The organism is Haloarcula sebkhae (assembly GCF_014647415.1).
In the GTDB taxonomy this organism is placed as follows: Archaea; Halobacteriota; Halobacteria; order Halobacteriales; family Haloarculaceae; genus Haloarcula; species Haloarcula sebkhae.
In genome coordinates this window covers 51,171-72,044 of record NZ_BMPD01000008.1, presented here as the reverse complement: position 1 = coordinate 72,044, position 20,874 = coordinate 51,171, and the positions used below count along the sequence as shown (strand labels likewise).

General features: G+C 62.2%; 21 protein-coding genes. 5 read left to right on the top strand and 16 right to left on the bottom strand.

Features of this window, described 5'->3' with window-relative positions; genetic code table 11:
- The 9 genes from IEY38_RS18325 to IEY38_RS18285 all read right to left on the bottom strand — a co-directional run bounded on the left by IEY38_RS18325 (nt 1) and on the right by IEY38_RS18285 (nt 9,774).
- Nucleotides 1–1,266, bottom strand: coding sequence for a zinc-ribbon domain-containing protein (locus tag IEY38_RS18325; RefSeq protein ID WP_188980068.1), 1,266 nt, complete (start codon nt 1,264–1,266; stop codon nt 1–3).
- A 40-nt stretch (nt 1,267–1,306) separates the two neighbouring features.
- Nucleotides 1,307–2,440, bottom strand: a complete 1,134-nt coding sequence (locus tag IEY38_RS18320) for a double zinc ribbon domain-containing protein (protein ID WP_188980066.1) — start codon at nt 2,438–2,440, stop codon at nt 1,307–1,309.
- Between the two features lie 60 nt (nt 2,441–2,500).
- A complete protein-coding gene (locus IEY38_RS18315; RefSeq protein WP_188980065.1) occupies nt 2,501–3,709 on the bottom strand; it encodes a PP2C family protein-serine/threonine phosphatase in 1,209 nt (402 codons plus the stop codon).
- Nucleotides 3,706–4,944 carry a serine/threonine protein kinase gene (locus tag IEY38_RS18310; RefSeq protein WP_170096313.1) on the bottom strand — a complete coding sequence of 413 codons (1,239 nt, stop codon included), beginning with the start codon at nt 4,942–4,944 and terminating at the stop codon, nt 3,706–3,708. The genes IEY38_RS18315 and IEY38_RS18310 overlap by 4 nt, the downstream gene beginning before the upstream one ends.
- A gap of 56 nt (nt 4,945–5,000) precedes the next feature.
- A complete protein-coding gene (locus tag IEY38_RS18305; RefSeq protein ID WP_188980063.1) occupies nt 5,001–6,185 on the bottom strand; it encodes a vWA domain-containing protein in 1,185 nt (394 codons plus the stop codon).
- Between the two features lie 122 nt (nt 6,186–6,307).
- Nucleotides 6,308–6,922, bottom strand: a complete 615-nt coding sequence (locus tag IEY38_RS18300) for a hypothetical protein (protein WP_188980061.1) — start codon at nt 6,920–6,922, stop codon at nt 6,308–6,310.
- On the bottom strand, nt 6,912–8,027 hold the full coding sequence (locus IEY38_RS18295; protein ID WP_188980059.1) for a DUF3179 domain-containing protein: 1,116 nt from the start codon (nt 8,025–8,027) through the stop codon (nt 6,912–6,914). The genes IEY38_RS18300 and IEY38_RS18295 overlap by 11 nt, the downstream gene beginning before the upstream one ends.
- 108 nt (nt 8,028–8,135) lie before the next feature.
- The gene (locus IEY38_RS18290; protein ID WP_188980057.1) at nt 8,136–8,774 is read right to left on the bottom strand and encodes an alpha/beta hydrolase; all 639 of its coding nucleotides are present in this window, start codon (nt 8,772–8,774) and stop codon (nt 8,136–8,138) included.
- 166 nt (nt 8,775–8,940) lie between these two features.
- Complete coding sequence (locus IEY38_RS18285) at nt 8,941–9,774, bottom strand: VOC family protein (protein WP_188980055.1); 834 nt, start codon at nt 9,772–9,774, stop codon at nt 8,941–8,943.
- Between the two features lie 285 nt (nt 9,775–10,059).
- Between IEY38_RS18285 and IEY38_RS18280 the strand changes: the two genes are divergently transcribed.
- A complete protein-coding gene (locus tag IEY38_RS18280; protein WP_004592453.1) occupies nt 10,060–10,296 on the top strand; it encodes a UPF0058 family protein in 237 nt (78 codons plus the stop codon).
- 138 nt (nt 10,297–10,434) lie between these two features.
- On the opposite strand, the gene IEY38_RS18275 is transcribed toward IEY38_RS18280, so the two are convergent.
- Nucleotides 10,435–10,908, bottom strand: coding sequence for a DUF555 domain-containing protein (locus tag IEY38_RS18275; protein WP_005534052.1), 474 nt, complete (start codon nt 10,906–10,908; stop codon nt 10,435–10,437).
- A 249-nt stretch (nt 10,909–11,157) separates the two neighbouring features.
- On the opposite strand from IEY38_RS18275, the gene IEY38_RS18270 reads away from it, so the two are divergent.
- From IEY38_RS18270 to IEY38_RS18260, 3 genes are read left to right on the top strand one after another with little or no spacing between them, the layout of a single operon-like run.
- The gene (locus IEY38_RS18270) at nt 11,158–12,066 is read left to right on the top strand and encodes a DNA-3-methyladenine glycosylase family protein (RefSeq protein WP_188980053.1); all 909 of its coding nucleotides are present in this window, start codon (nt 11,158–11,160) and stop codon (nt 12,064–12,066) included.
- Nucleotides 12,067–12,119: 53 nt separating this feature from the next.
- Nucleotides 12,120–12,395, top strand: a complete 276-nt coding sequence (locus IEY38_RS18265) for an acylphosphatase (protein ID WP_229775382.1) — start codon at nt 12,120–12,122, stop codon at nt 12,393–12,395.
- 46 nt (nt 12,396–12,441) lie between these two features.
- Nucleotides 12,442–13,884, top strand: coding sequence for an NAD(P)H-hydrate dehydratase (locus tag IEY38_RS18260; RefSeq protein ID WP_188980049.1), 1,443 nt, complete (start codon nt 12,442–12,444; stop codon nt 13,882–13,884).
- Between the two features lie 9 nt (nt 13,885–13,893).
- On the opposite strand, the gene hflX is transcribed toward IEY38_RS18260, so the two are convergent.
- Both hflX and katG read right to left on the bottom strand, forming a co-directional pair.
- A complete protein-coding gene (gene hflX / locus IEY38_RS18255) occupies nt 13,894–15,204 on the bottom strand; it encodes a GTPase HflX (RefSeq protein ID WP_188980047.1) in 1,311 nt (436 codons plus the stop codon).
- A 175-nt stretch (nt 15,205–15,379) separates the two neighbouring features.
- Complete coding sequence (gene katG / locus IEY38_RS18250) at nt 15,380–17,575, bottom strand: catalase/peroxidase HPI (RefSeq protein WP_188980045.1); 2,196 nt, start codon at nt 17,573–17,575, stop codon at nt 15,380–15,382.
- A 204-nt stretch (nt 17,576–17,779) separates the two neighbouring features.
- On the opposite strand from katG, the gene IEY38_RS18245 reads away from it, so the two are divergent.
- Complete coding sequence (locus IEY38_RS18245) at nt 17,780–18,127, top strand: FUN14 domain-containing protein (protein ID WP_188980043.1); 348 nt, start codon at nt 17,780–17,782, stop codon at nt 18,125–18,127.
- 15 nt (nt 18,128–18,142) lie between these two features.
- Here the strand turns inward: IEY38_RS18245 and IEY38_RS18240 are convergent, their stop codons facing one another.
- The 4 genes from IEY38_RS18240 to IEY38_RS18225 form a co-directional block, all read right to left on the bottom strand.
- On the bottom strand, nt 18,143–18,871 hold the full coding sequence (locus tag IEY38_RS18240; RefSeq protein WP_005534040.1) for a ribosome assembly factor SBDS: 729 nt from the start codon (nt 18,869–18,871) through the stop codon (nt 18,143–18,145).
- An 88-nt stretch (nt 18,872–18,959) separates the two neighbouring features.
- Nucleotides 18,960–19,736: an archaeal proteasome endopeptidase complex subunit alpha gene (gene psmA / locus IEY38_RS18235; protein WP_005534038.1), complete on the bottom strand. Its 777-nt coding sequence runs from the start codon at nt 19,734–19,736 to the stop codon at nt 18,960–18,962.
- Between the two features lie 2 nt (nt 19,737–19,738).
- Complete coding sequence (locus IEY38_RS18230; protein WP_188980040.1) at nt 19,739–20,224, bottom strand: Rpp14/Pop5 family protein; 486 nt, start codon at nt 20,222–20,224, stop codon at nt 19,739–19,741.
- A gap of 110 nt (nt 20,225–20,334) precedes the next feature.
- Nucleotides 20,335–20,757 (bottom strand): DUF2391 domain-containing protein, encoded by a 423-nt coding sequence (locus tag IEY38_RS18225; RefSeq protein WP_170096326.1) that lies wholly within the window; start codon nt 20,755–20,757, stop codon nt 20,335–20,337.
- Nucleotides 20,758–20,874: the final 117 nt, after the last annotated feature.

Below are 20,874 nucleotides of genomic sequence, written 5' to 3'. Positions count from 1 at the left end.
TCACCCGTCGACGGGGTCGCCACAGGACGGACAGGTGTCAGCGTCGGGCGGCAGCGACTCGCCGCATTCGCTACAGTACGACTGGCCGGCGTCCCGGCCGCCCGGCGTGAAGACAGATGTATCATCCATCCACGCTTCGTCGGTTGTCGAGGTGGTCTCGTTCGTATCGTCCGTCCCGGCTGTCTCAGATTCCGCGCCTGTTCCAGTGTCGTCGACCGTCGCCTCCGGTTCTGTGGCAGCCCCTGACGGCGGCGCGTTGCCCTGTCCCGATTCGTGAGCAGGCGGTTCCGCAGCCTGAGCCTCGTCGGGCGAAAACACTCGGGTCCCGGTGTGTCCCGGTGACTCCGCGTCGCTGTCGTCATCTTCGGTGTCGGTTCCAGTCTGTTCCCGAGAATCCGGTGCAGCGTCCACGTCTCGTTCGGCAGTTGGACGCTCGGTTCCGTTTTGCGCCGATCCGACCGGTGGCATGATCGGGTGCCGCTGGTCCGGACGACGCTGCCAGTTCGAAAGCGGCGCACGGATTCTGACCGGGGTCCCAGCGAGTAGTTGGAAGAGGAGGTACGCACTCGCCAGCACGCCGGGGACGGCAATGAAAATGGGTGTGGTCTGTGCTGGCTGAACGCCCGTCAGCTTGAGGACTATCTCAACAACGGGACTAATACCAGCCTGAGTCAGCCACGGGGACAGCGCCGGCGATACGCCGGATGCGGTGTCCATCTGGACCAACCACCCAGTACTAAGCGAGACTGCGCTCACGAACACCAGCAGCGACAGGAGTGGTGGGACCGAAAGCGTGTAGACGCGGTGTCCGTAGGCGACGGTCCGGACGACGAGATGCACTGTCCCGAACAGTACGACTACCGTGAGCGGCCACGGCTGCCCGAGTATGACACTGAGCAGCAGGCAGCCGAGGAGTACACTGCCGGGGATAGCGAGTAACAGGCTTGGATGGTCCAGCCGATACGCGTCGGCAAGGTTGCCGTGCCTGTTCCGAAGCCGCCGGTTGATGAGGACAACGGTCGCCAGTGACGGACCGACGAGCCAGAGACCAGCGGCGAGTACAGTTCGTAGCGTGACAGTTCGGCCAGCGAGTATCGCAAGAACAGTCCGTTCGAGCCCTGGGAACTGCGCCAGCAGCAGCCCCATCGCGAGTACCCAGCCACCGTAGACGAGCCATGCCAGACCCACACCCACAAATAGCCAGATTTCAGCTCGGAGTAGTGCGGCGGACTCGCGGAGTTCCAACCCCAGTCGACCACGCTCCATCAGCCTGATATTTTCCGACCGACCGCTTAACTGTGGGTGGTCACGCCGCCCGAAGTGTCATCGTGGCGACGCCCGAGAGTTCGAGTTCGTCGCCCGGTTGGATCGGTTCCCGGTCGCCTTTCTGCAGCTGGGTCTCGTTCAGCCGCGTCGGGTTGTCCCCGAGGTCGACCAGATAGTACCCGTCCGGTTGGCGGTCGAACCGGACGTGTTCGCGGTGGATCCGAACCGCTTCGTCTTCCGGTCGGCCGGCATCCAATAGTGCTGCCCGGATCTCCCGGCCGATGCGATCCCCGTCTTCGACAGTGATATCTCGGCCCTCAATCGAGAGGACGAGCTTATCCGGTACCGCCGCATCGTCGGTGGATTGTGAGGCGAGTGTGTCGACGGCGTTGCCCGCGGTTGCTGACTCACTCTCCGTCTCGTCGGCGGTCGACGGCCCTGCCGAGTCAGCCGTCGACGTGTCGCTCTCGCCGCGATGCGCGTCTAAGTCCTCTCCACAGTTGACACAGAAACTGGCATCGTCGTCGACAGCAGTATCACAGGACGGGCACGCGTCGAGCGAGCGGTCGCCTCCCGGTGTGATGTCCTGTACGTCGGCACCGCAGGCGACACAGAAATTCGCGTCAGCGTCGAGTTCGCGGTCACAGTCCGGACAGATAATCGTCGCCGGGTCGTCATCTGTCTCCGGGGTTTCGCCTGACTCCTCGGCGTCCGCTTCGGAGTCACCGCTGGACTTGTCCGGGGTGTCGTCGGCCTCGTCGGGTTCTTCCGCAGCGTTCGGCCCGGTTCCGTTTTCGGCCTCGGCGTCGGCCTCAGGTTCGTGTTCTGTCGCCGTCTCCGCCGTCTCATCCTCTGCCTCGGCTGCCCCAGTGTCCGAGGCCGCATCCGCCGAGACGTCGTCGGCGCTAGCATCGTCACCAGTGTTGCCATCCGGCGTGTCGGGTTCGTCACTGGTCCCCATCGACCGTCCACCCGTCGGGTCTGCCTCGTCCGTGCCTTCCGGTATCAAGTCGGCGTCGTCTGGCACCGCATCGTCGGTGTCAAAATCAGCGGCGCTTTCGTCAGTGTGTTGCCACTCACCACAGTCCGGGTTTGTGCACCATCCGCCCGCGACTGTCGGATCAAAGTCCTCGTCGCATATGGGGCATTTTACCGTACGGTCGGATTCAGGCATGGGTTTCGTTAGGTCCTACAGAGTCGAGAAATAAAATACTTGTCCCACGAAACTTTCTCTCTACTCGTCTGTCATAATCACTGTGTCACGTTCGGAGATATCGAGGTCAGGATCGATATCTCGAACTGGCATCCCACCGCTTCCTGGTGTTTTTGGGAGCGCACTGTCAGCGAACAGGAGCACGGAGATGTTGTCTTTCCCACCGCGGTCGTTTGCAAGTGACACGAACTCCTGACTCGCTTCGTCGAGGGATGCTGCATCGAGGACAACGTCGCGGATCTCGTCGTCGGTGACGACCGCGTCGTGGATACGCTCGGCCACCGAATCAGCGTGATCCGAATCGACGTACTCCTCGTATAGCTCCGGCGCGTCGGTCTGTGCGTCAATGAGTCCGTCGCTGGTCGCCAACACCGTGTCTTCTGCGTACAGCCTGACCGTTCGTGTGTCCACCCCAACAGTCGCCTCATCTGGGTCCTCGTAGCCAGACCCGCCCAGCGCGCGCGTGATTTCGTTCCCATTGGGGTGGACATGTGCTTCCACGGGATCGATTTCGTCGCTGTCGATCCACTCCTGAACGACGGCGTGGTCTCTGGTCAGCGGCGAGATGGTCTCACGGGCACTGTTGACGACGTAGGCTCGGCTATCACCGACCCACCCGTAATGGAGCTTGCCGTCGGCGTAGATCCCCGCGACAACCGTCGTGTAGGACTGTGTCCCGGTCTCGTTTGCGTACCGGATAATCTCGCGGTGAGCCGCCGTGATCGCCTCTGCCACGGCGGTTTCGAGTTCCCGCTCACCGGGCGGGTCCGGAAGGACATCACGGGCGACATCGACATCGAAGTCCCCGGGATAGCTCCGGGCCGTTCGAATCGCCACGGGAGCAAGCTGTTCGGCCACAATAGTCGTCGTGATGTACGACGCGATGTCGCCGGCGTCGTGCCCGCCGGCCCCGTCAGCGACCACGAACACGCCGGCCGAGCGGTTCATCGGTTGTTCGGTGCCATCGAGTTCGGACGTATCTCCGTCGTCAATGTCAGCACCGTCCGTGTCGGCGGCCGTATACGCCGCCGTCTCAGTACCGACTGTCTCGTCTGTCACCTCCGCTGGCTCGCCGTCGTCTGCTGTATCCGAATCCTGCGGCTGCGGTCTGTCTTGCCCGCGGTAGCCGTCCCGGTGGCCCTCCTCGAACACCGTCAGCGAGACGCTGTCCTCGTTGATGCCCTGTCCTCGCTTCCTGTCGCCGATGTCGTAGTTCGTGCTGTATCTCATGACTCCTCCGGATGGAACTCGAACGTGACCCCGTAGGTCGGATGGACCAGCGACACCAGATCACCGTCGGTGAGTGTCACCGACTCGGGGGGCACGTCGCCGTGTCTATCGGTCGGGTCCTCGCCTTCGGAGCGCAGACGGTTGCGTCCGGGTTCGGAGAGGACTCGCTGCCAGCCGGCCCCTTTCTGGACGAACGTCCCGTTGAGGCTCCGGTCATGGAGGGCCCACTCGCCGTCCTCGATGTCGAACTGGACCTGCACTGAGGAGATGTACTCTCCCTGCGGGTCTTCGATTGTTATCGATGCCGGGGGACCGCTCGCGCCCTGCCGCCCGATAGTGTCGCCCGGTTCGACGGTGAACTGCCTGTCCGCCTGGATGTACGTCACCGACGCCGTCGCTGGCGGCGTCGGATCTCGCCGTTCGAGGACCTCCTTGAGGACCGTCGCGTTTCGGTATCGGTCGCGGTAATGTGACTGCGTGGCCCGTTCGACGATTTCGGCCAGATAATCGTCGCAGTCGGCCCCGAACGCCTGCGGATTCACTCCGTCTTTCTTCGGGACGCTCCCCTTGAGGAGGAACAGGAGTATCTTTCCGATCGAGTACACGTCCGACCAGGGACCTTGCCGAACGTCGGTTCGACTGGCCTCGGCGACCTCGCGGGGCTTGAACGGCCCCAGAATCGTCGTCCCGGTGTTCCCGGAGGAAGGATCTTCGGTGGCATCGAACCCCGTCGCCGTATTGAAGTCGATCAGCGTAGGCGTGATGTCGGGCGTAAGCATCACGTTCTCCGGTTTCAGGTCCCGATAGACGATCTCGTTCTCGTGGAGAAAGCCCATCGCGTCACAGAGATCGATGCCGATCTGGCGGACCTGTTCGCTGTCGTCAATCGGGCCGTGCTGGTCGATGACCTCGTCGAGTTCGATCCCGTCGACGATTAGCTGGACGACCAGAAACGGAACGTCACGCTCTGTGACCTGGTCGTAGTAGTCCATCACGTTCTCGTGGCCGCCGGCCCGGCGGATGCGTTCCAGCGAGCCGACCTCTTTTTTGAAGTACTCTTCGATGATGTCGGGGTCGTTCTGGGATTCGGTGTAGTTGGGGTATTTGACGGCGACCGACTCGCCGCTCTCGATGTCTGTAGCGCGGAACGCCTTTGCGAACCCTCCCTTGCCAAGGAACTCCTCGAGTTTGTACTGGCCGGCGATGACATCACCGCTCTCAGGTTCCCAGGTCATGAATCACCCGTTTCTCCGGCCAGTAGCGGCCCTGCTGACACCACAGATCGGGACGGTCACTTCTGGATACCCTCGTCGGTGACGATTTTCGTCGCCTTGTTTTGCTCCTTGCGTCCGCCTTCCATCACGATGCGCGTCTCCCGTTCGGCTGTCTCGACGGCCTCGGTGTCCTCGCCGTGGATGCGCGTCATCCGCTCCAGTTGCGTCTGGGCTTCGGCGACGTTGCCCTTGCCGAGTTCCGTCTTGATAACGGTCTGTCGGTGGTCCACGTCGACCTGTTCGTTGTGCTCGGCCAGTTTCGCCTCGTCGTCGGTGTAGTCGACGGTGATCGACTCCTGGGTCGTTTCGCCGCCGGCGTGCAGCGTGACATCCGCCAGTGACACGGCGTCTTGCGGGTCATTGGCCGGGGCGTGGATCTTCAGCACGACCCGCTGGGTCTCCCGTTCGAGCAGGTCGGGCAGCGGCACGACGGCCGTGTTATTTTCCCATTCGGGGTTCACGGACTGGGTCTGTGGAAGCGAGCGGTACACCTCACTCACCTCGACACCGTCAGCCATGTCAAGTTCGAGACGGGCGTCAGGAGCGACAACGGTCCCGGCCTCCTCGACTGCGTCACCGAAGAACGACTCGATATCACCGGCGGCGTCCAGATGTGTCCATTCGCCGCGGGCAACGGTCCCGAGCGTCCGAATCGTCTCCTCGCGGTAGTCGCTCCCGATGCCCGCCGCCTTGATTCTGATACCCTCAGTGTCGATTTCGCGTGCTAACGTACCAAACGCTTCCGGATCGTGGGAGTTGTCCTTCCCGTCGGAGAGGAGCAAGACTCGCCGGGCCGTGTTATCATCGGTCGGTAGATCCTGCAGAGACGCCTTCGCTTCCAGCAGGCCGCTGTACATATCAGTTCCCCCGCCTGCAGAGATGTCAGCGACCGCGTCCACTGCCGTTTCGCGCGAAATCGTTCCCCACCGCGTCGGCGAAAGCACCGTCGTGACCTCGTTGTCGAAGGCGATGATCGAGATGTAATCCTCCTCGTCGAGAAGCCCGAACACCCACTCAGCGCCGGCGCGTGCCTGCTCGATGTCGTCGCCGGCCATCGATCCACTGGCGTCGATACAGAGGGCAATCTGTCGCGTAGGTGGTTCCTCCAACCGTCCGGGCTCGACTTCAATCTCAGCGGTCAGTTTCGCCCCGCCCGTCGGCACGTAGGGTCGGTTGACCTCGCTCACGACAGTAGCGGTCATACTGGTAGATGGGTCGTACGGAGTAATTATATGTTTCCCTCAAATCGAGGGAAAAAAGTTCCAATCACGGTACAGCCCAGTATCCTGTCGCTACTATCTGTCCCCACAGTAGTGGGTGCTATCTACGGAACCTGTCGCACTGTCTCGACGCGACTCCCGACCCAGAGAAGGGTTCCGAGCAGCGCCACGACAGTGAGGGGAAGGAGCCACTGGAACAGCGAGAGAAGCCCAGCGCTTGCCTGCACGCCAACGACGAGCAGGATAGTGGGCCCACAGCAGGCGAACCCGGAGAGCAGTCCTGGTAGTCCCGACACAACCCCTGCACCCGAGCCGAGACGGCAGGCCGCTGGGCCGCGCCACGCGACGACGGAGACGGCGAGGTTGAGTCCGACTAGCGCTGCCAAGACGCCCCCGAGAAGCATATTCAGCGGCGCGACGAGCAGTTCGACCGGGCCGACGACCACTAATGCAACCGGTTCCCACTGAAACGGGCCGACCTGTCGGAACGCACGAGTGAGCGGGTCACTGACGACAGAGATCTCGTAGGCGGGTGGGCCGAAACCCAGGTGTCTGAGACCAGCGAGATACAGCAGGAAGTACGCCACTCCAAACACACCCAGAAACACCTGTCCGTCACGGCGGCTGAGCGCTCCGCTGACCGCAACCCCGGTGTTCCGAAACAAGCGTTGGATGCTGGCAGCCGCACCTGTCTTGTGGGTCGAGCCGTCAGTTGACATACCCACTCCCCGGATAGAAGCCGGCCCAGGCGAACCACATCGCGTCGAAGGACAGCGTGCGGTCCAGCGGGAGCGAGTCGGCATCATATGCCGTCCCGTCGATCATGTAGCCGTCGTCCGACGCTGCAACTGACATCGATTCTGGGTTCGCGTACACGTACCCGCTTGCGAGGTCAGTATCAGCGATAGCGACGTACGGCGTGTCGTCGATACGGCCGGTCAACACACCCTGATTCAGCAGTGTTTCCTTGTCGAATGCGAGCGCCCCTGTTTCCGTCCGCGTTCCGATGACCACGACTTTCGGGTGAGCGCGACTGTCGCCGTGCAGGGGTTCGAACAGCGTCCGCGTACTCGAATAGTAGCCACGCTTCTCGTTGTACTGACCGTACGGGTCAACGCCATAACGCCGTGAGAACCCCGTGTCTTCGGTGAGGATGCGCGTCTCCGGATAGACGCTGGACCAGTGGCTCCACGTTGTCCAGGTGACCCGGAACTCACGCAGCGACTCGCCAGTTAGTGGGCCTTTAATTGCCGTCGCGAGCATCTGTGGCCACCAGCTATCGGTGCCCCGGTCGTACATCGTCAGATTCGAGTTCACCAGCCGCCCGGAGACGCCAAACTCCACCGGGCCACGCTCGAACCCCTGGGCGGTGCCCGTTAACGGACAGTACGTCACAGCGACGGCGTCGCCGGCAATGGTGTCGTTCACTATCTCGTGATGGACGAGTATGTACTGGGGATAGGCTTTCGCCTCCCCGTCCCGGACTACGCCGAACACCGGGTCGTCCGGAGCTAATCCGTCCGGGGGCGTATCCGCAAACGTCGGGTCGTCGATGGCCGGAATCCCATCTTTTGGAACGCCGCCGCTGACGATATGCTCTTCGAGTGTCCCAGTCTCGTAATCCAGATGCAGGCGGCTATCAGCTGTGGGCGGTTCTGGTCTGTCGTTCCGGTCGGTTGCCGTCGACGCCGCGCTGGTTCCAGTGCTGGAGTCGGGTTCCGAGCCAGCTCCAGCAGTAGCACCGTCATCCCCAACACAGCCTGCGCCGCCGAGCGTCACACCGGCCCCAACTGTAGCGAGAAACCGTCGGCGGGAAATCCTCATGCTATGTGTGAGTTTCCCAACCACTAAACCTCGCGGTGAGGTGCCGGTAACTCCCTGTTCGGCCGCTCAGCGAGGGGGTTTCGGTGAACGGGCCAGCGGTCGGACCGCCTAATCGGCGAGGGTAGCGACCAGCGACGAGACGTACGCCAGTTCGTCCTCGTTGACGCCGTGGCCCATCCCCTCGTAGATGCGCTCCTCGACATCCCCGTTCAGCTGCTCGAAGATCGAGGCTGTGACGTGCACGCGTTCTTCGGGGATGTGTGGGTCAACATTGCTACAGCCCAGAAACACCGGTGTCTCCTCGATGTCACCCTCGTACTCACTTTCGTCGATGGTCTCGCCGATGAGGCCGCCACTGAGGGCGACGAGGGCACCGTAACGCCGTGGGTTGCGAGCAACGAATTCGCTTGCGAGACAGGCCCCCTGCGAGAAGCCCAGCACGAGTACGTGATCAGTCGGTATCCCGGCTTCCTCGGCCTCTGTGACAGCATCCTCGATAGCCTGTAGTCCCGATGTCCGCCCGGGCTCGTTCTGCTCGACTGGCGAGAGGAACGAGTTGGGATACCAGGTGTTCCGCGCGGCCTGCGGCGCAAGGAGAGCCAGCCCGTCCTGCTGGAACTCTGCCCCCATCTGGACGATGCTCCGAGCCGTCGCACCCCGGCCGTGAACCAGCACTGCCGCTGCGCTCGCCTCCGACAGCGCAGTTCCCGCGGTCACGAGCTGCTGGCCCTGATGGGGGCCGCTCATCGCTCTCCTTCCGGTCGTTGGCTTCGTCCTGTCACGCCCGTGCAGTCGGTTTCTCCTACAGTTCGCCCGGCCACCGTAGTCAGCCACCGTGTCGTGTGCATATTCCAGATAACGCGCGAAGACACTTGAGTTGGCACTTCGGTCAATCGGTCGAAATATCCCGTATTCAGGTTCGCAGGCGGAGTTCGATGTCGTCGCCGTCGTGCACTGTGAGACCGGCATCGGTTTCCGCGACAGCATAGTCGGACTGACGGAGGCGCTTCTCTGCCGACTCAAGAGTCGCTTCGTCAGGGAGTCGAATCTCGAACCACGCCAGTCCCTGCCCGGTTTGGGGCCCGGACCGCCGCTGCCAGACGTTGGCACCGATGTGGTGGTGGTAGTCACCGGCCGCCAAGAACACCGCACCGTCGTACGTGGCCCTGACGCGCAGTCCGAGTGCGTTGGCGTAGAACGACCGGGCTGTCTCCACTGACGAGACTTCTAGATGTACGTGTCCGATGTCGGAGTCGGCGGGAATCGACTGTTCGCCGGTCGCAGCAGCCGCGACTGACTGCCTGTCGAGGGGTTCAGTTACCATTTTGACGTGCCCCGACGGTGTCTCACTCCACGATGCCCGCGGAAAGTCCCGATAGATCTCGACGCCGTTCCCGGCCGGGTCCGACAGATACAGCGCCTCGCTGACACCGTGGTCCGATGCGCCGTCGAGTGTCCACTCCGAGTCGATACGCTGGAGTGCGTCACCCAGCGCCGCTCGCGATGGAACGCGAAACGCAATGTGATACAGGCCGGTCGATGAAGCCTCTCTCGCTGGTGCGTCTGGACGATGATGCAGAACTAACAGTTCCTGTCCACCCGCACCGAGTATCGTTCGATCGTCGTCTGCATCCAGGACATGGAGACCGACAACATCACGGTAGAAATCGACAGTCGATGATAGATCAGCAACAGTCAGGGCCACCCGACCGATCTCGGTTTCCGGGGGAAGCGTCGCTTTGTCCATACTGATAGGAGACGTAGACAGCCCATAATTCTGGGTGCCAGCAGTAGACACCCGCAATACATTTGAGGTGGCAGTGTTCGCCCTAGCGCGCTCCACCGGTGAGTACGCTTGCTTTGCTAGCACACAGCACTGTCTTTTGAGAAATGGTAAAATTTAGTGTAAAATCTCCAGAATATACCCCACATCAAAAATTATGCATAAACTATTACGTATTATTAGCAGAGACGTGTGTTAACCTTCATCAGAGTAGTACTATAACCTTCGAGTTGTTACCTTGGGTTGACTATGAAAAAGCAGGAGCTCATCCACCTTCACGGCCTGCTTGCACAGGTACAGAACCACTACGAAGCCGAATCCGGGACAGAAGTGGACCACGACGAATACGAGGAACTGGGCGTCAAGCCGACATCGATTCACAAGTCGAAAACAGACCACAAGGCCGCTGTCTTTGCGATTGCTGACGGTATTGCCTCCGAAATGGCTGACGAAACCAAAGAGCCTGTTTCTGCCGCCGCGGACTAACGGTTCTCCGTAGTTCCTACGCAGTTCTCCCGACCAGCACTGCGATTAGTGACCGTATAACCGCTGTCAGACGTATGTCAGAGCTGCAATACGTCGAGAGTGCAACAAAGAGATTCCCCTGCCACTCGGTGGCCGTGCTTACTCGTCGATTAATTCCTCGAACTCGGGTAACACGTCGTCCGATTCGTCCTCTGACTGGTCCGGTGGCAGGTCGTCGGCCTCGGTTGCCGACTCTGCGGACGAGGACTCGTCTTCTGCCGTCTCGTCTGACTCCTCCGGAATCTCTTCGATTTCGAGCACGTCGAGCGGGATGTTCTCGAGCCGTTGCCCGATCTCCTTGCGGGCGATGCGGGCGGCGTGTTCGTCCCGTTCGACGTTGAAGACGGTCATCTCCAGTTCGAGTGCGACGAGGCTTTCATCGGCTGCGAGAAACGCAGGTTCCAGTGTCTCACCGCAGTGTGGACAGTGCCGATCTCCCATGTTGATTTCGACGTAGTTGAGGTCGGGATTCAGCATCTCGCCCGTCTTCGAGATGGCGATGCGAACTGCCTCATCCGCAGATGCCACGTCGTACACTGGGACTGCGGCCTCGACAACAACTCGGCAATTCATGGTAGTATGTTTGTTTCCCAATATAATGAAGGTTAGCCCTGAAACAGTACGTACCACACGCTACGGATATCAGGAGTCAGAGAGACGAAGCACCCAATCGAGCGGTACACAGACGGGCAGCGCAAAACATCACCATGACGGAACACAGTGGCAGATTGGATAACGCCGGTTGCTGGGTTGCCAGTGTGTGCCAGCACAGTGTGAGCGGAACTCGTAACGCCATTACCTTCGGGTCCATATACTCAAATAATGGAGCAGGGCGTCATCGATGTCGAGTCGCTGGCCGGCGGTATCGATTTGCAGGCAACTGTCGAGAGCGGGCAGTCATACCTCTGGGACCGGGAGGACGGCGAAATGTACCAGCGCGAGGGGGCAACCGGCGGCGACGCGTGGTACTGGACGACAATCCGCCGAGACGGCTCACCAGCAGTCATCCGTGTCCGGCAGCGGGACGGGGTGCTCGAATGGGAATCAACAGTCGACGCCGAGGCGGAACTTAGGCGACTTCTTCGGCTTGACGACGATCTCGCTGCGATTCGGGCGACGGCACCGGACGATGACGTGGTCCAGTCGGCCTACGATACGTTCTGGGGGATGCGACTGGTTCAGGACCCCCCGTTTGGCTCCCTCATCTCGTTCATCTGCTCGGCCCAGATGCGTGTAGCTCGGATTCACAATATGCAACAGGCGCTCCGTGACGCGTTCGGTGAAACGGTCGAGTTCCGCGGGCGGACGTACAACGCCTATCCGACGCCGTCCGCGCTGGCAGAGACAACAGAAGAACGGCTCCGGGACCTCGGACTGGGCTATCGCGCACCGTACGTCCAGCGCACCGCGGAGATGGTTGCCACTGGAGAGGCTCATCCCGAGGAAGCCGTCGGACTAGAATATGAGGACGCCAGAGAGTCGCTCACCCGCTTTGTCGGCGTCGGCGACAAGGTCGCGGACTGCGTGTTGCTGTTCTCGCTCGATTACCTCGAAGCGGTCCCGCTAGACACCTGGATCCGGACGACCATCGAGGAGTATTATCCGGAGTGCGAGCGGGGGAACTACACCGACACGTCGCGGGCGATCCGGGCAGCACTGGGTGGGGAGTTCGCCGGCTACACGCAGACGTATCTGTTCCACTACCTCAGAACGGGCAGTAACGAGGACTGACACGCGTGGCGGAAGGCGACAGTATAACGGAGTCCGCCGGCAAACCCTCGGCTATGGCTCGCACGCGAGCACACGTGTTCGTCTCCGGTCGCGTTCAGGGTGTCTATTACAGAGCGACTACGCGGGAGCGCGCACAGGACCAGGGAGTCAATGGATGGGTCCGCAACCTCGACGACGGCCGCGTCGAAGCGGTGTTCGAAGGCCCCGAAGCCGACGTGGAAGCGATGATCGAGTTCTGCCACGAGGGGAGCGAACGCGCGAACGTGACCGATGTCGACGTCGAGTACGAGGACCCGGAGGGCGTCGACGGGTTCGAGGTCCGCTGGTAGGCCGCCGTCCCGTAGAGTTACTTCACTGGCGAGCGAACCCGCGGCTATGCTCACCGGCTCCGAAATGGGTGTCGTCGATGAGAACGCCGCTGCGCTCGGCGTCCCGCGCAAGCAGTTGATGGAGTCGTCCGGACACGCCGTCGCACAGGCGGTCCGTACCATCGCTGACCCCGGCGACCAGGTCACTATCGTCGCCGGACGGGGAAACAACGGCGGGGACGCGCTCGTCGCCGCCCGCTTCCTCGACGACTACGACCTCCGCGTCCTCCTGTTGGGCCGTCCGGGTGCTATTTCGACGACAATCGCCAGGGAGAATTGGGATGCTCTCCAGCACGCCGAGTATCCGACAGAGACAGTCAGGGACTCCTCGGTACTGGACCTCGGGACCCCTGATGTCGTCATCGACGCGATGCTTGGCACGGGTATCGCCGGCGACCTCCGGGAACCAGCGGCAACAGCCGCCCAAGCGATGAACGAGAGCGGCGCGACCGTCCTCTCTGTGGATGTCCCGTCCGGCCTCGACGCCGAAACGGGACGGCTGGCCGACAACGCTGTCGACGCCGACCACGTCGTCACGTTTCACGATACCAAGCCCGGCCTGCCGGACCTCGACGTACCAGTCACAGTCGCGGACATCGGCATCCCCGACGCAGCGGAGTTATTCATCGAGCGGGGCGACCTCACGCGACTCGAACGGGACCTCACGAGCCACAAGGGCGACAACGGCGAAGTGCTGGTCGTCGGCGGCGGTCCGTACACCGGTGCGCCGGCGCTTTCCGCACAGGCCGCCCTCAGAAGCGGTGCCGACCTCGTTCGGGTCGCCTGCCCGGCTATCGTCGCTCGCGAGATCCAGTCCTACAGCGAGAACCTCATCCTCAGACCCTTCGACGGGGATCAGCTCGCGCCGCCGCACGTCGACCGCCTCGCCGAACTGGCGGCAGACCACGACACGCTGATTGTTGGACCGGGGCTCGGAGATGCCGACGCGACGCTGGATGCTGTTGCGGACCTGCTGTCCGGGTTTGAGGGAACGGCCGTCGTCGACGCCGACGCTCTGTCTGTGATTCCGGACATCGAAACGGATGCGGAACTCATCTGCACACCCCACCAGGGCGAACTTCTCGGTATGGGTGGTGAGACCGCCGAAGACTGGCAGGAACGGGCGGACCTTATTGAATCCTTCGCAGCGGAAGTCGGCCAGACGCTATTGGTCAAAGGTCCGTACGACATCATCTCCAACGGTGAGCGGACTCGCGTCGGCCGGACGGGAAACCCGGGGATGACGGTCGGCGGAACCGGTGACGTGCTCGCAGGTGTGACGGGCGCACTCGCCGCCGTGCAGGACCCACTCGACGCGGCTGCCATCGCCGCCTACACTGTTGGCAGCGTCGGTGACCGTGTCATCGACGACCGCGGCTACGGACTGGTCGCGACGGACCTGCTAGATGAGATACCCAGCGTACTGTGGCAGCGAGAAGCAGAACCGTAGCGTCCGTAGTCAGGCCGACGCACCGACCAGATCCCCGGCTTTCGCCCGGGACTGCTCGATGATGGCTGGCCGTGCTTCGAACTCGATGACTACCTGATCGCCGTAATCGACCGTGTCGACGCTAGCGTGGTCGTGGATCCACGAGACGAGGCTCATCGTGTCGTCGGTCATCGGAAGCACAAGCCGTTCGCGCTCGTAGTCAGGCAGTTCGTGGTCGATGCGGTCCGCCAGGTCGTCGATGTTGAGCCCCTGTTTGGCGCTGACAGCGACGGGGTTCGGGGCCAGCGACGAGAGCGCGTCTTTCTTGCGACGGACCTCTTCGTCGTCGACCATATCGGTCTTGTTGAGGACCGTGACGATCGGGGCCTCGTTGCGCTCGTACAGCGTGTCGTGGCTCGTCACCAACTTCTCCCGGATCTCCTCGACTGATTCGGAGACATCGACGACAAGCAAGACGAGGTCGGCGTGATACACCGACCCCAGCGTGGACTTGAACGACTCGACAAGCCAGTGTGGGAGGTCTTGGATGAATCCCACCGTATCGGTGACAAGCACCTCGCGCTTGCCGACTTCAGCGCGGCGAGTGGTCGTCCCGAGCGTCGTGAATAGGCGGTCCTCGCTCTCTGCCGTGGTGTCGAGGTCGGGGTGCAGGTCGTCGTTCTCGTCCACGTCGAGGTCATCTGCGAGGCGGCGCAGCAGCGTCGACTTCCCGGCGTTAGTGTAACCGGCCAGCGCGACGAGGTCGAAACCGGACTCGCGGCGCTGTTCCCGGCGATGGCGCTCGGTCTCCTCGATGGATTCCAGTTCATCCCGGATGTTGGCGATTTGCTTTTTGATGTCCTCTTCGCGGGACTCGTCGTACTCGCCGAGGCCCATGAACCCCGGGCGCTCGTCGCGTTTGGCCAGACTCGCCTTGGCCTCGGCACGCGGGAGTTCGTAGCGGAGCTCTGCGAGTTCGACCTGCAGCTGGGCTTTCCGTGTCTGGGCCCGCTGGCCGAAGATTTCGAGGATGAGCCGGAAGCGGTCGATGACGCGCACACGCTCGGGGAGTTCGTTCCCGATGTTGTACGTCTGATACGGGCCGAGCTGGTTGTCGAAGATCACGACAACGGCCCCTTCGCGGGCGACCACGTTGCTCAGTCGCGTTACCTTCCCCTCGCCGAGGTGGTACGCCGGGTCCTCCGTTCTGGTCTGTGTGATCTCGCCGACGACATCGTACCCGGCCGCCCGGGCAAGATCCCGGATCTCTTCGGTGTCGGCGGTGCCACTGTCGACGCGCTTCGCGATGACCGCTCGTTCGGTGGTGTGTGTCGCCGTCACTCGTTGTGGAGATACGGTGTCCGATTATTTAACCCCCCGGGCGGTTCGCAGTAACGTCCAGTGAGGCGGTGGTTCAGCGGTAAAAAAGCAGATGCCACGCGGTAACGGCGGTCGGTTGCTGACGTGGAACAGCTCTGTCTCGCGATAGCCACCGAGGGGTGGCGTTTACTCCGATCTATTCGAGGTCGAAGCGGTCGAGCTTCATGACCTTGCTCCACGTGTCCACGAAGTCGTGGACGAGCTTCTCCTCCGCGTCAGCAGAGCCGTAGACTTCCGAGATCGCTCGGAGTCGGTCGTTCGAACCGAAGATTAGGTCGATGCGTGTGGCTTCCCACTTGACCTCGCCGGTGTCGCGGTCGAGACCCTTATATCGGTGTTCCGAGTCCGCTGCCGGCTCCCACTCCGTGCCCATGTCGAGCAGGTTCACGAAGAAGTCGTTGGTCAGCGTCTCCGGCTCGTCGGTCAAGACGCCGAGGTCGGTGTCCTGGTAGTTCGCACCGATCGAGCGCATGCCGCCGATCAGCGCCGTCAGTTCCGAGGCCGTCAGGTTCAGCAGGTCCGCGTTGTCGACCAGCACTTCCTCGGCCGGTCGCACGATGTCGTCCTGAATGTAGTTCCGGGCCCCGTCGACCTTCGGCTTGAGCGCGTCGAAGGAGGCAGCGTCGGTGTGTTCCGGCTCGGCATCCACTCGGCCGGGTTCGAACGGAATCTCGACGTCGTAGCCGGCGTTCGCTGCCGCCTGCTCGACGGCGGCGTTACCGCCAAGCACGATCAGGTCCGCAAGCGAGACCTGCGTCCCGTCGGAGCGCGAGTCGTTGAACTCCGCCTGGATGTTTTCGAGCGTTCCCAGGACCGTCTCCAGCTGCTCCGGCTCATTGACCTCCCAGTTCTTCTGGGGTTCGAGCCGGAGGCGAGCGCCGTTGGCACCGCCGCGCTTGTCGCTGTCGCGGTAGGTCGATGCCGACGCCCACGCGGTCTTGACGAGTTGGGAGATAGAGAGGTCCGAGTCGAGGATCTCCTCTTTGAGTTCGGCAATCTCCGCGTCCCCGATGAGGTCGTAGTCAGCATCCGGGAGCGGGTCCTGCCAGATCATCTCCTCGTCAGGAACCTCCGGGCCGAGGAACCGCTCGGGCGGCCCCATGTCGCGGTGGGTCAGCTTGTACCAGGCCTTCGCGAAGTTCATCCCGAACTCCATCGGGTTCTCCTGGAAGGTCTCCATGACCTCTCGGTAGTCCGGATCTCGCTTCAGCGCGATGTCCGTCGTGAGCATCATCGGCGTCTGCTTTTCGTCCGGGTCGTGGGCGTCCGGGACGCTGTTTTTCAGCTCCTCGCTCTTGGGTGCCCACTGCCACGCGCCGCCGGGACCCTTCTCCGGCTCCCACTCGTAGTCAAGCAGGTTGTTGATGTAGCCCATGTCCCACTCGGTCGGCGACTGGGTCCACGGCCCTTCGATACCGCTCGTGATCATCTCGCCGCCCTTGCTGTTCCCGTTCTTGTTCTGCCACCCGAGGCCCTGTTGCTCGATTGGGGCCGCTTCCGGCTCGGGACCAAGGTTCTCTTCGGGGTCGTCAGCGCCGTGGACCTTCCCGAACGTGTGTCCGCCGGCGATGAGTGCAGCCGTCTCTTTGTCGTTCATCGCCATCCGGTCGAACGTCTGTCGGATGTTCTTCGCCGACGCCTCGGGGTCCGGGTTGCCGTTTGGCCCTTCCGGATTCACGTAGATGAGACCCATCACGGAGGCACCGAGCCCTTCCTGGAGTTCACCGGGCTCGTCGAAGCGCTCCTGCGTTTCCATCTCGTCTTCCGGCCCCCAGTTGACAGCCTTGTCCTCCTCGAAGGCGTCCTCGCGGCCGCCGGCGTAGCCGAACGTCTTGAATCCCATCGACTCGATGGCGACGTTCCCTGCGAGGATCATCAGGTCGGCCCAGGAGATCTTACGGCCGTACTTCTGCTTGATCGGCAGGAGCAGTCGCCGCGCCTTGTCGAGGTTCGCGTTGTCCGGCCAGCTGTTGATCGGTGCAAAACGCTGCCGACCGCCAGCCGCACCGCCGCGCCCGTCGGCGGTCCGGTACGTCCCGGCGCTGTGCCAGGCCATCCGGATGAACAGCGGACCATAGTGGCCGTAGTCGGCTGGCCACCAGTCCTGGGACGATGTCATCAGCTCTTCGAGATCCGACTTCACCGCTTCGAGATCAAGTTTCTGAAACTCCTCCGCGTAATCGAAATCGTCCTCCATCGGACCGACATCCCGGGCGTTCTGATCGAGAATCTCCAGGTTCAGCTTGTTTGGCCACCAGTCCTGGTTAGATTTTGGTCGCCGCGACTGTCCGCTTGAGGCACCGCTCATATCGGAATTCGGTGTTTCTGCCATCTTAACAGTAAGAAGGATTCGTTCCTCGAATACAAATCTTTGGATATGAGTAAAGAAATGGCACAGTGTCGAAAATAATTCCCCCTGAATTCTTTGGGATACCCGGGCAGTAGCTAAACTATAATCTCGTACATAATCGAGTGGAACAGGGAAAGCGTCAGAAGGAGCACAAAGGATTTAAAAACGGGAAGTCAGGTACGCGGTATGGGTGAGTTCGTACTCCAACTAGATGGATTGGGTCTCCAGCAGATGGGCCTCGAATTCGGTGGCGGTGGCCTTATTGGCGGAATCATCGGGTTCGCCGCAAAGAAGATCGCAAAGCTCATCGCCGTCATCATCGGCATCGAGCTGGCACTGTTCAAGTTCCTCGAGACGCGCGGTATTCTCGAAGTAAACTGGGACGCAATTGGCGGAGCCGCACAGAACGCGACCGGCACCGCCGGAGATACGGCGGCGACGCAACCGCCGTCCTGGATCACGTCACTACTTTCGGCCCTGCCGGTCAGTGCCGGTTTCACCGCCGGCTTTCTCGTCGGATTCAAGAAGGGGTAACGCGACGCCGCGGCGTCAGCCGCGCGTACTGATGTCGTCTTCGTCTTTGATTATCTGGGTTTCCGCCTCGCCGCTCGTGTGTTCGTTCACCACGTCGTAGAAGTCGTTCTGCAGGCCGGCCGGGAACGTCATGACGCCAACCCACGAGCCATCGGACTGCCACTCTTCGCGTTCAAGGTCGCCGAACTGTCTGATCTGCGCCTGTGCGCTCCCGGCGTAGTCCGCAGGGACCTGCACAGCGACGGTGACCTCGTCGAACCGGATCGGGATGACCGGCCGGAGCGCATCGAGGGCGTCGTCGACCTGTGCTTCGACTGGCTCCATCGGGTCCACTCTGAAATCCGTTTCTTCGAGGGCGGATTCGATGCGCTCTGGCGGGTGTGGCGCGTCGTCCATCTGCGGGTTGACCGCGTTGCGCGTGATCCGCTGGATGAGCTGTTTGTGTTTTTGTTCCTGCATCTCGCGGCGCTGGTCGGCCGTGATCTGAATCTCCCCCCGCTTGATGACCTCGGGAATGATGGCCATCGGATCGGTGGTGTCAAACACCTCTTCGAGCATGTTCTCGGGCGGTCGATCCCCTCGCGAGGCGTCCTCGAACACGTCCTCCGCGGCGATAACGTCCTCGAGCTCGCCGTCGAAGTCATCACGTTTTATCGCTAGTGCAGCGTCTGGATCCACCAGTACCTCGAACCGCTGGCCGTGGGATTCGAGGCGCGCCGTCACCGCCTCGTCAAGCGATATCATACCCGTCGGTAGCAGTGGGCCAGTTAAAGGCCTTACTGCGTAGTCGGACAGTAAAAAGTCCAGTCGCCCGCGAGGGCCGTCGGAAGGGTTACTCTTCGGTGGCGTCTTCGGCTTCGTCGTCCTCGTCGTCGCCGGTGTCGAGGAGGTCGGCCTCCGCAAGGTGGGTCTCCTTCTCCTCGTCGGTCAGCTGGCCGAACGTCTCCGTTTCGACGTCGACTGTGGCGACGCCGATGCCTTCTGGGGAGAGTTCGTCGTCGTTGACCGACGCGAGGGCGGCCAGCGCGAGGTCGACGCCCTCGTCGAGGTCCATCCCCTCGTCGTAGTGTTCTTCGAGGTAATCCCGGATATCGCCGCGGTCGGCCCCGACAGCGAGGGCCTTCCACTCGTAGGGCGTCCCGGAGGGGTCGGTCTCGAACAGGCGCGGCTCGCCGTTGACGATACCGCCGATGATGAGCGCGACACCGAACGGACGCGCGCCGCCGACCTGCGTGTACTGCTGGATGTAGTCGGTGATTTCCTTGGTGAGGGTCTCGACGCCGACCGGCTCGCCGTAGCGGAGCTGGTTCACCTGCGCCTGTCGGCGGGCGAAGTCGATGAGCTGTCGGGCGTCGGCGACGTGGCCGGCCGAGGCAATGCCGATGTGATCGTCGGCCTTGTGGATCTTCTCGACCGAGGAGCGCTCCATCAGCGGCGACCGGATGCGCTTGTCCACGGCGAGAACGACGCCGTCGCTCGTTCTGACACCGATGCTTGCTGTGCCGCGTTTGACCGCTTCGCGGGCGTACTCGACCTGGTAGAGGCGTCCGTCCGGCGAGAAAATAGTGATCCCGCGGTCGTAGGCCTGCTGTTGGTTTTGTCCCTGCATAGTTATCGGAAATCGAGTGCTGTCGCGCCGACGAACGCACCGCCGGAGGCCGTTTCGACATCGTAGCGCGGAGGCCGAACAGTAGCGCTCCGATCTGCGTTCTCGAACACGACGTGTCTCTGTTCAGTTGCTTCCGGCGGCCCGCGTATATACTTTTCTTCACAGGCACGCACGGTGCCGCTAATCCCCCGGACACGGACCCGAACCTCGTCGTCGTCGACGCTGTCCAGACAGGTCAATGCGGCCCGCGCCGGGTCCGTCTGGCCGCGTCTGGTCCGGACGATAGCCTCGGCCGTACCGTCGTAGTCGTGGAACTGGAGGACAGTCATGTCCGTCTCGGCGCTACCGGTGTCGCCAAGCAGGTTCTGGGCGGCGTACCACACCTCGCGCTGGAACGCCCGGCGGTCAAGCGACGCTGTCGGCCACGTCTCGATGCCGACGGCGAGGTATCGCCACCGCGGCCGGAGGTGTTTCGGGAGGTGTTTCATACGCCAGCGTTGGCGCGGAGGACAATGAGCAGTGCGGTGTGAGAGTCGGCCGTAGTCGGCCTCGGTCACACAGCACGGTGCCCCGAGAAGCGAGTCGGTCCGGCGTCGAGTCAGAACAGGCTGTCGGTCGTCACCGCGCCGACGACGCTGAACACAGCCCCGACGCTGATGGCGCGGAACGTAACGACCATCTGGTCGGCCAGAGGAAGCTCACCAAGGAACTGGTCGGGAGCGGTGACCGCGATTGCAAGCGTTCCGACGGAGCCGAACGCGACAAGCAGGACAGAGATGAACCGGACCGGGACGCCGGCGACCGCGGCTTCGCGTCTGGGGTCACGGTCGTTGTCAGCGCCGTACAGCCCGCCGTATCCGATGGCGGCGACAATACAGACGAGGAATACGTTGTGGAAGACGGTCATGTTCAGCGCGAGCGCCCACACCTCTTGGGTCACGACGAACGGGCCGGACAACAGGAATCCGCCGACGATCTGTTGGGCCGTGTCCGCGAGTTTGTGCTTTTGCCGTTCTTTCATACGTCTCGTGTACTCCGGTCGGATGCAAACGCATTCGGGTCAAGTCAGTCGGCTGACGTACCGTGGCAAAAAGCGGAAGCGAGCGGTACTCGCTACATCCCTGCACAGAACCGATAC

Bases quoted from the DNA above. Each gene is read 5' to 3' on its own strand.
- IEY38_RS18290 (WP_188980057.1), bottom strand. From the start codon at position 8,774: ATGAGCGGCCCCCATCAGGGCCAGCAGCTCGTGACCGCGGGAACTGCG.
- IEY38_RS18245 (WP_188980043.1), top strand. From the start codon at position 17,780: ATGGGTGAGTTCGTACTCCAACTAGATGGATTGGGTCTCCAGCAGATG.
- IEY38_RS18320 (WP_188980066.1), bottom strand. From the start codon at position 2,440: ATGCCTGAATCCGACCGTACGGTAAAATGCCCCATATGCGACGAGGAC.
- IEY38_RS18305 (WP_188980063.1), bottom strand. From the start codon at position 6,185: ATGACCGCTACTGTCGTGAGCGAGGTCAACCGACCCTACGTGCCGACG.
- IEY38_RS18275 (WP_005534052.1), bottom strand. From the start codon at position 10,908: ATGAATTGCCGAGTTGTTGTCGAGGCCGCAGTCCCAGTGTACGACGTG.
- katG (WP_188980045.1), bottom strand. From the start codon at position 17,575: ATGGCAGAAACACCGAATTCCGATATGAGCGGTGCCTCAAGCGGACAG.
- IEY38_RS18310 (WP_170096313.1), bottom strand. From the start codon at position 4,944: ATGACCTGGGAACCTGAGAGCGGTGATGTCATCGCCGGCCAGTACAAA.
- IEY38_RS18325 (WP_188980068.1), bottom strand. From the start codon at position 1,266: ATGGAGCGTGGTCGACTGGGGTTGGAACTCCGCGAGTCCGCCGCACTA.
- IEY38_RS18270 (WP_188980053.1), top strand. From the start codon at position 11,158: ATGGAGCAGGGCGTCATCGATGTCGAGTCGCTGGCCGGCGGTATCGAT.
- psmA (WP_005534038.1), bottom strand. From the start codon at position 19,736: ATGCAGGGACAAAACCAACAGCAGGCCTACGACCGCGGGATCACTATT.
- IEY38_RS18280 (WP_004592453.1), top strand. From the start codon at position 10,060: ATGAAAAAGCAGGAGCTCATCCACCTTCACGGCCTGCTTGCACAGGTA.
- IEY38_RS18265 (WP_229775382.1), top strand. From the start codon at position 12,120: ATGGCTCGCACGCGAGCACACGTGTTCGTCTCCGGTCGCGTTCAGGGT.
- IEY38_RS18300 (WP_188980061.1), bottom strand. From the start codon at position 6,922: ATGTCAACTGACGGCTCGACCCACAAGACAGGTGCGGCTGCCAGCATC.
- IEY38_RS18260 (WP_188980049.1), top strand. From the start codon at position 12,442: ATGCTCACCGGCTCCGAAATGGGTGTCGTCGATGAGAACGCCGCTGCG.
- IEY38_RS18285 (WP_188980055.1), bottom strand. From the start codon at position 9,774: ATGGACAAAGCGACGCTTCCCCCGGAAACCGAGATCGGTCGGGTGGCC.
- IEY38_RS18230 (WP_188980040.1), bottom strand. From the start codon at position 20,224: ATGAAACACCTCCCGAAACACCTCCGGCCGCGGTGGCGATACCTCGCC.
- IEY38_RS18295 (WP_188980059.1), bottom strand. From the start codon at position 8,027: ATGAGGATTTCCCGCCGACGGTTTCTCGCTACAGTTGGGGCCGGTGTG.
- IEY38_RS18240 (WP_005534040.1), bottom strand. From the start codon at position 18,871: ATGATATCGCTTGACGAGGCGGTGACGGCGCGCCTCGAATCCCACGGC.
- IEY38_RS18315 (WP_188980065.1), bottom strand. From the start codon at position 3,709: ATGAGATACAGCACGAACTACGACATCGGCGACAGGAAGCGAGGACAG.
- IEY38_RS18225 (WP_170096326.1), bottom strand. From the start codon at position 20,757: ATGAAAGAACGGCAAAAGCACAAACTCGCGGACACGGCCCAACAGATC.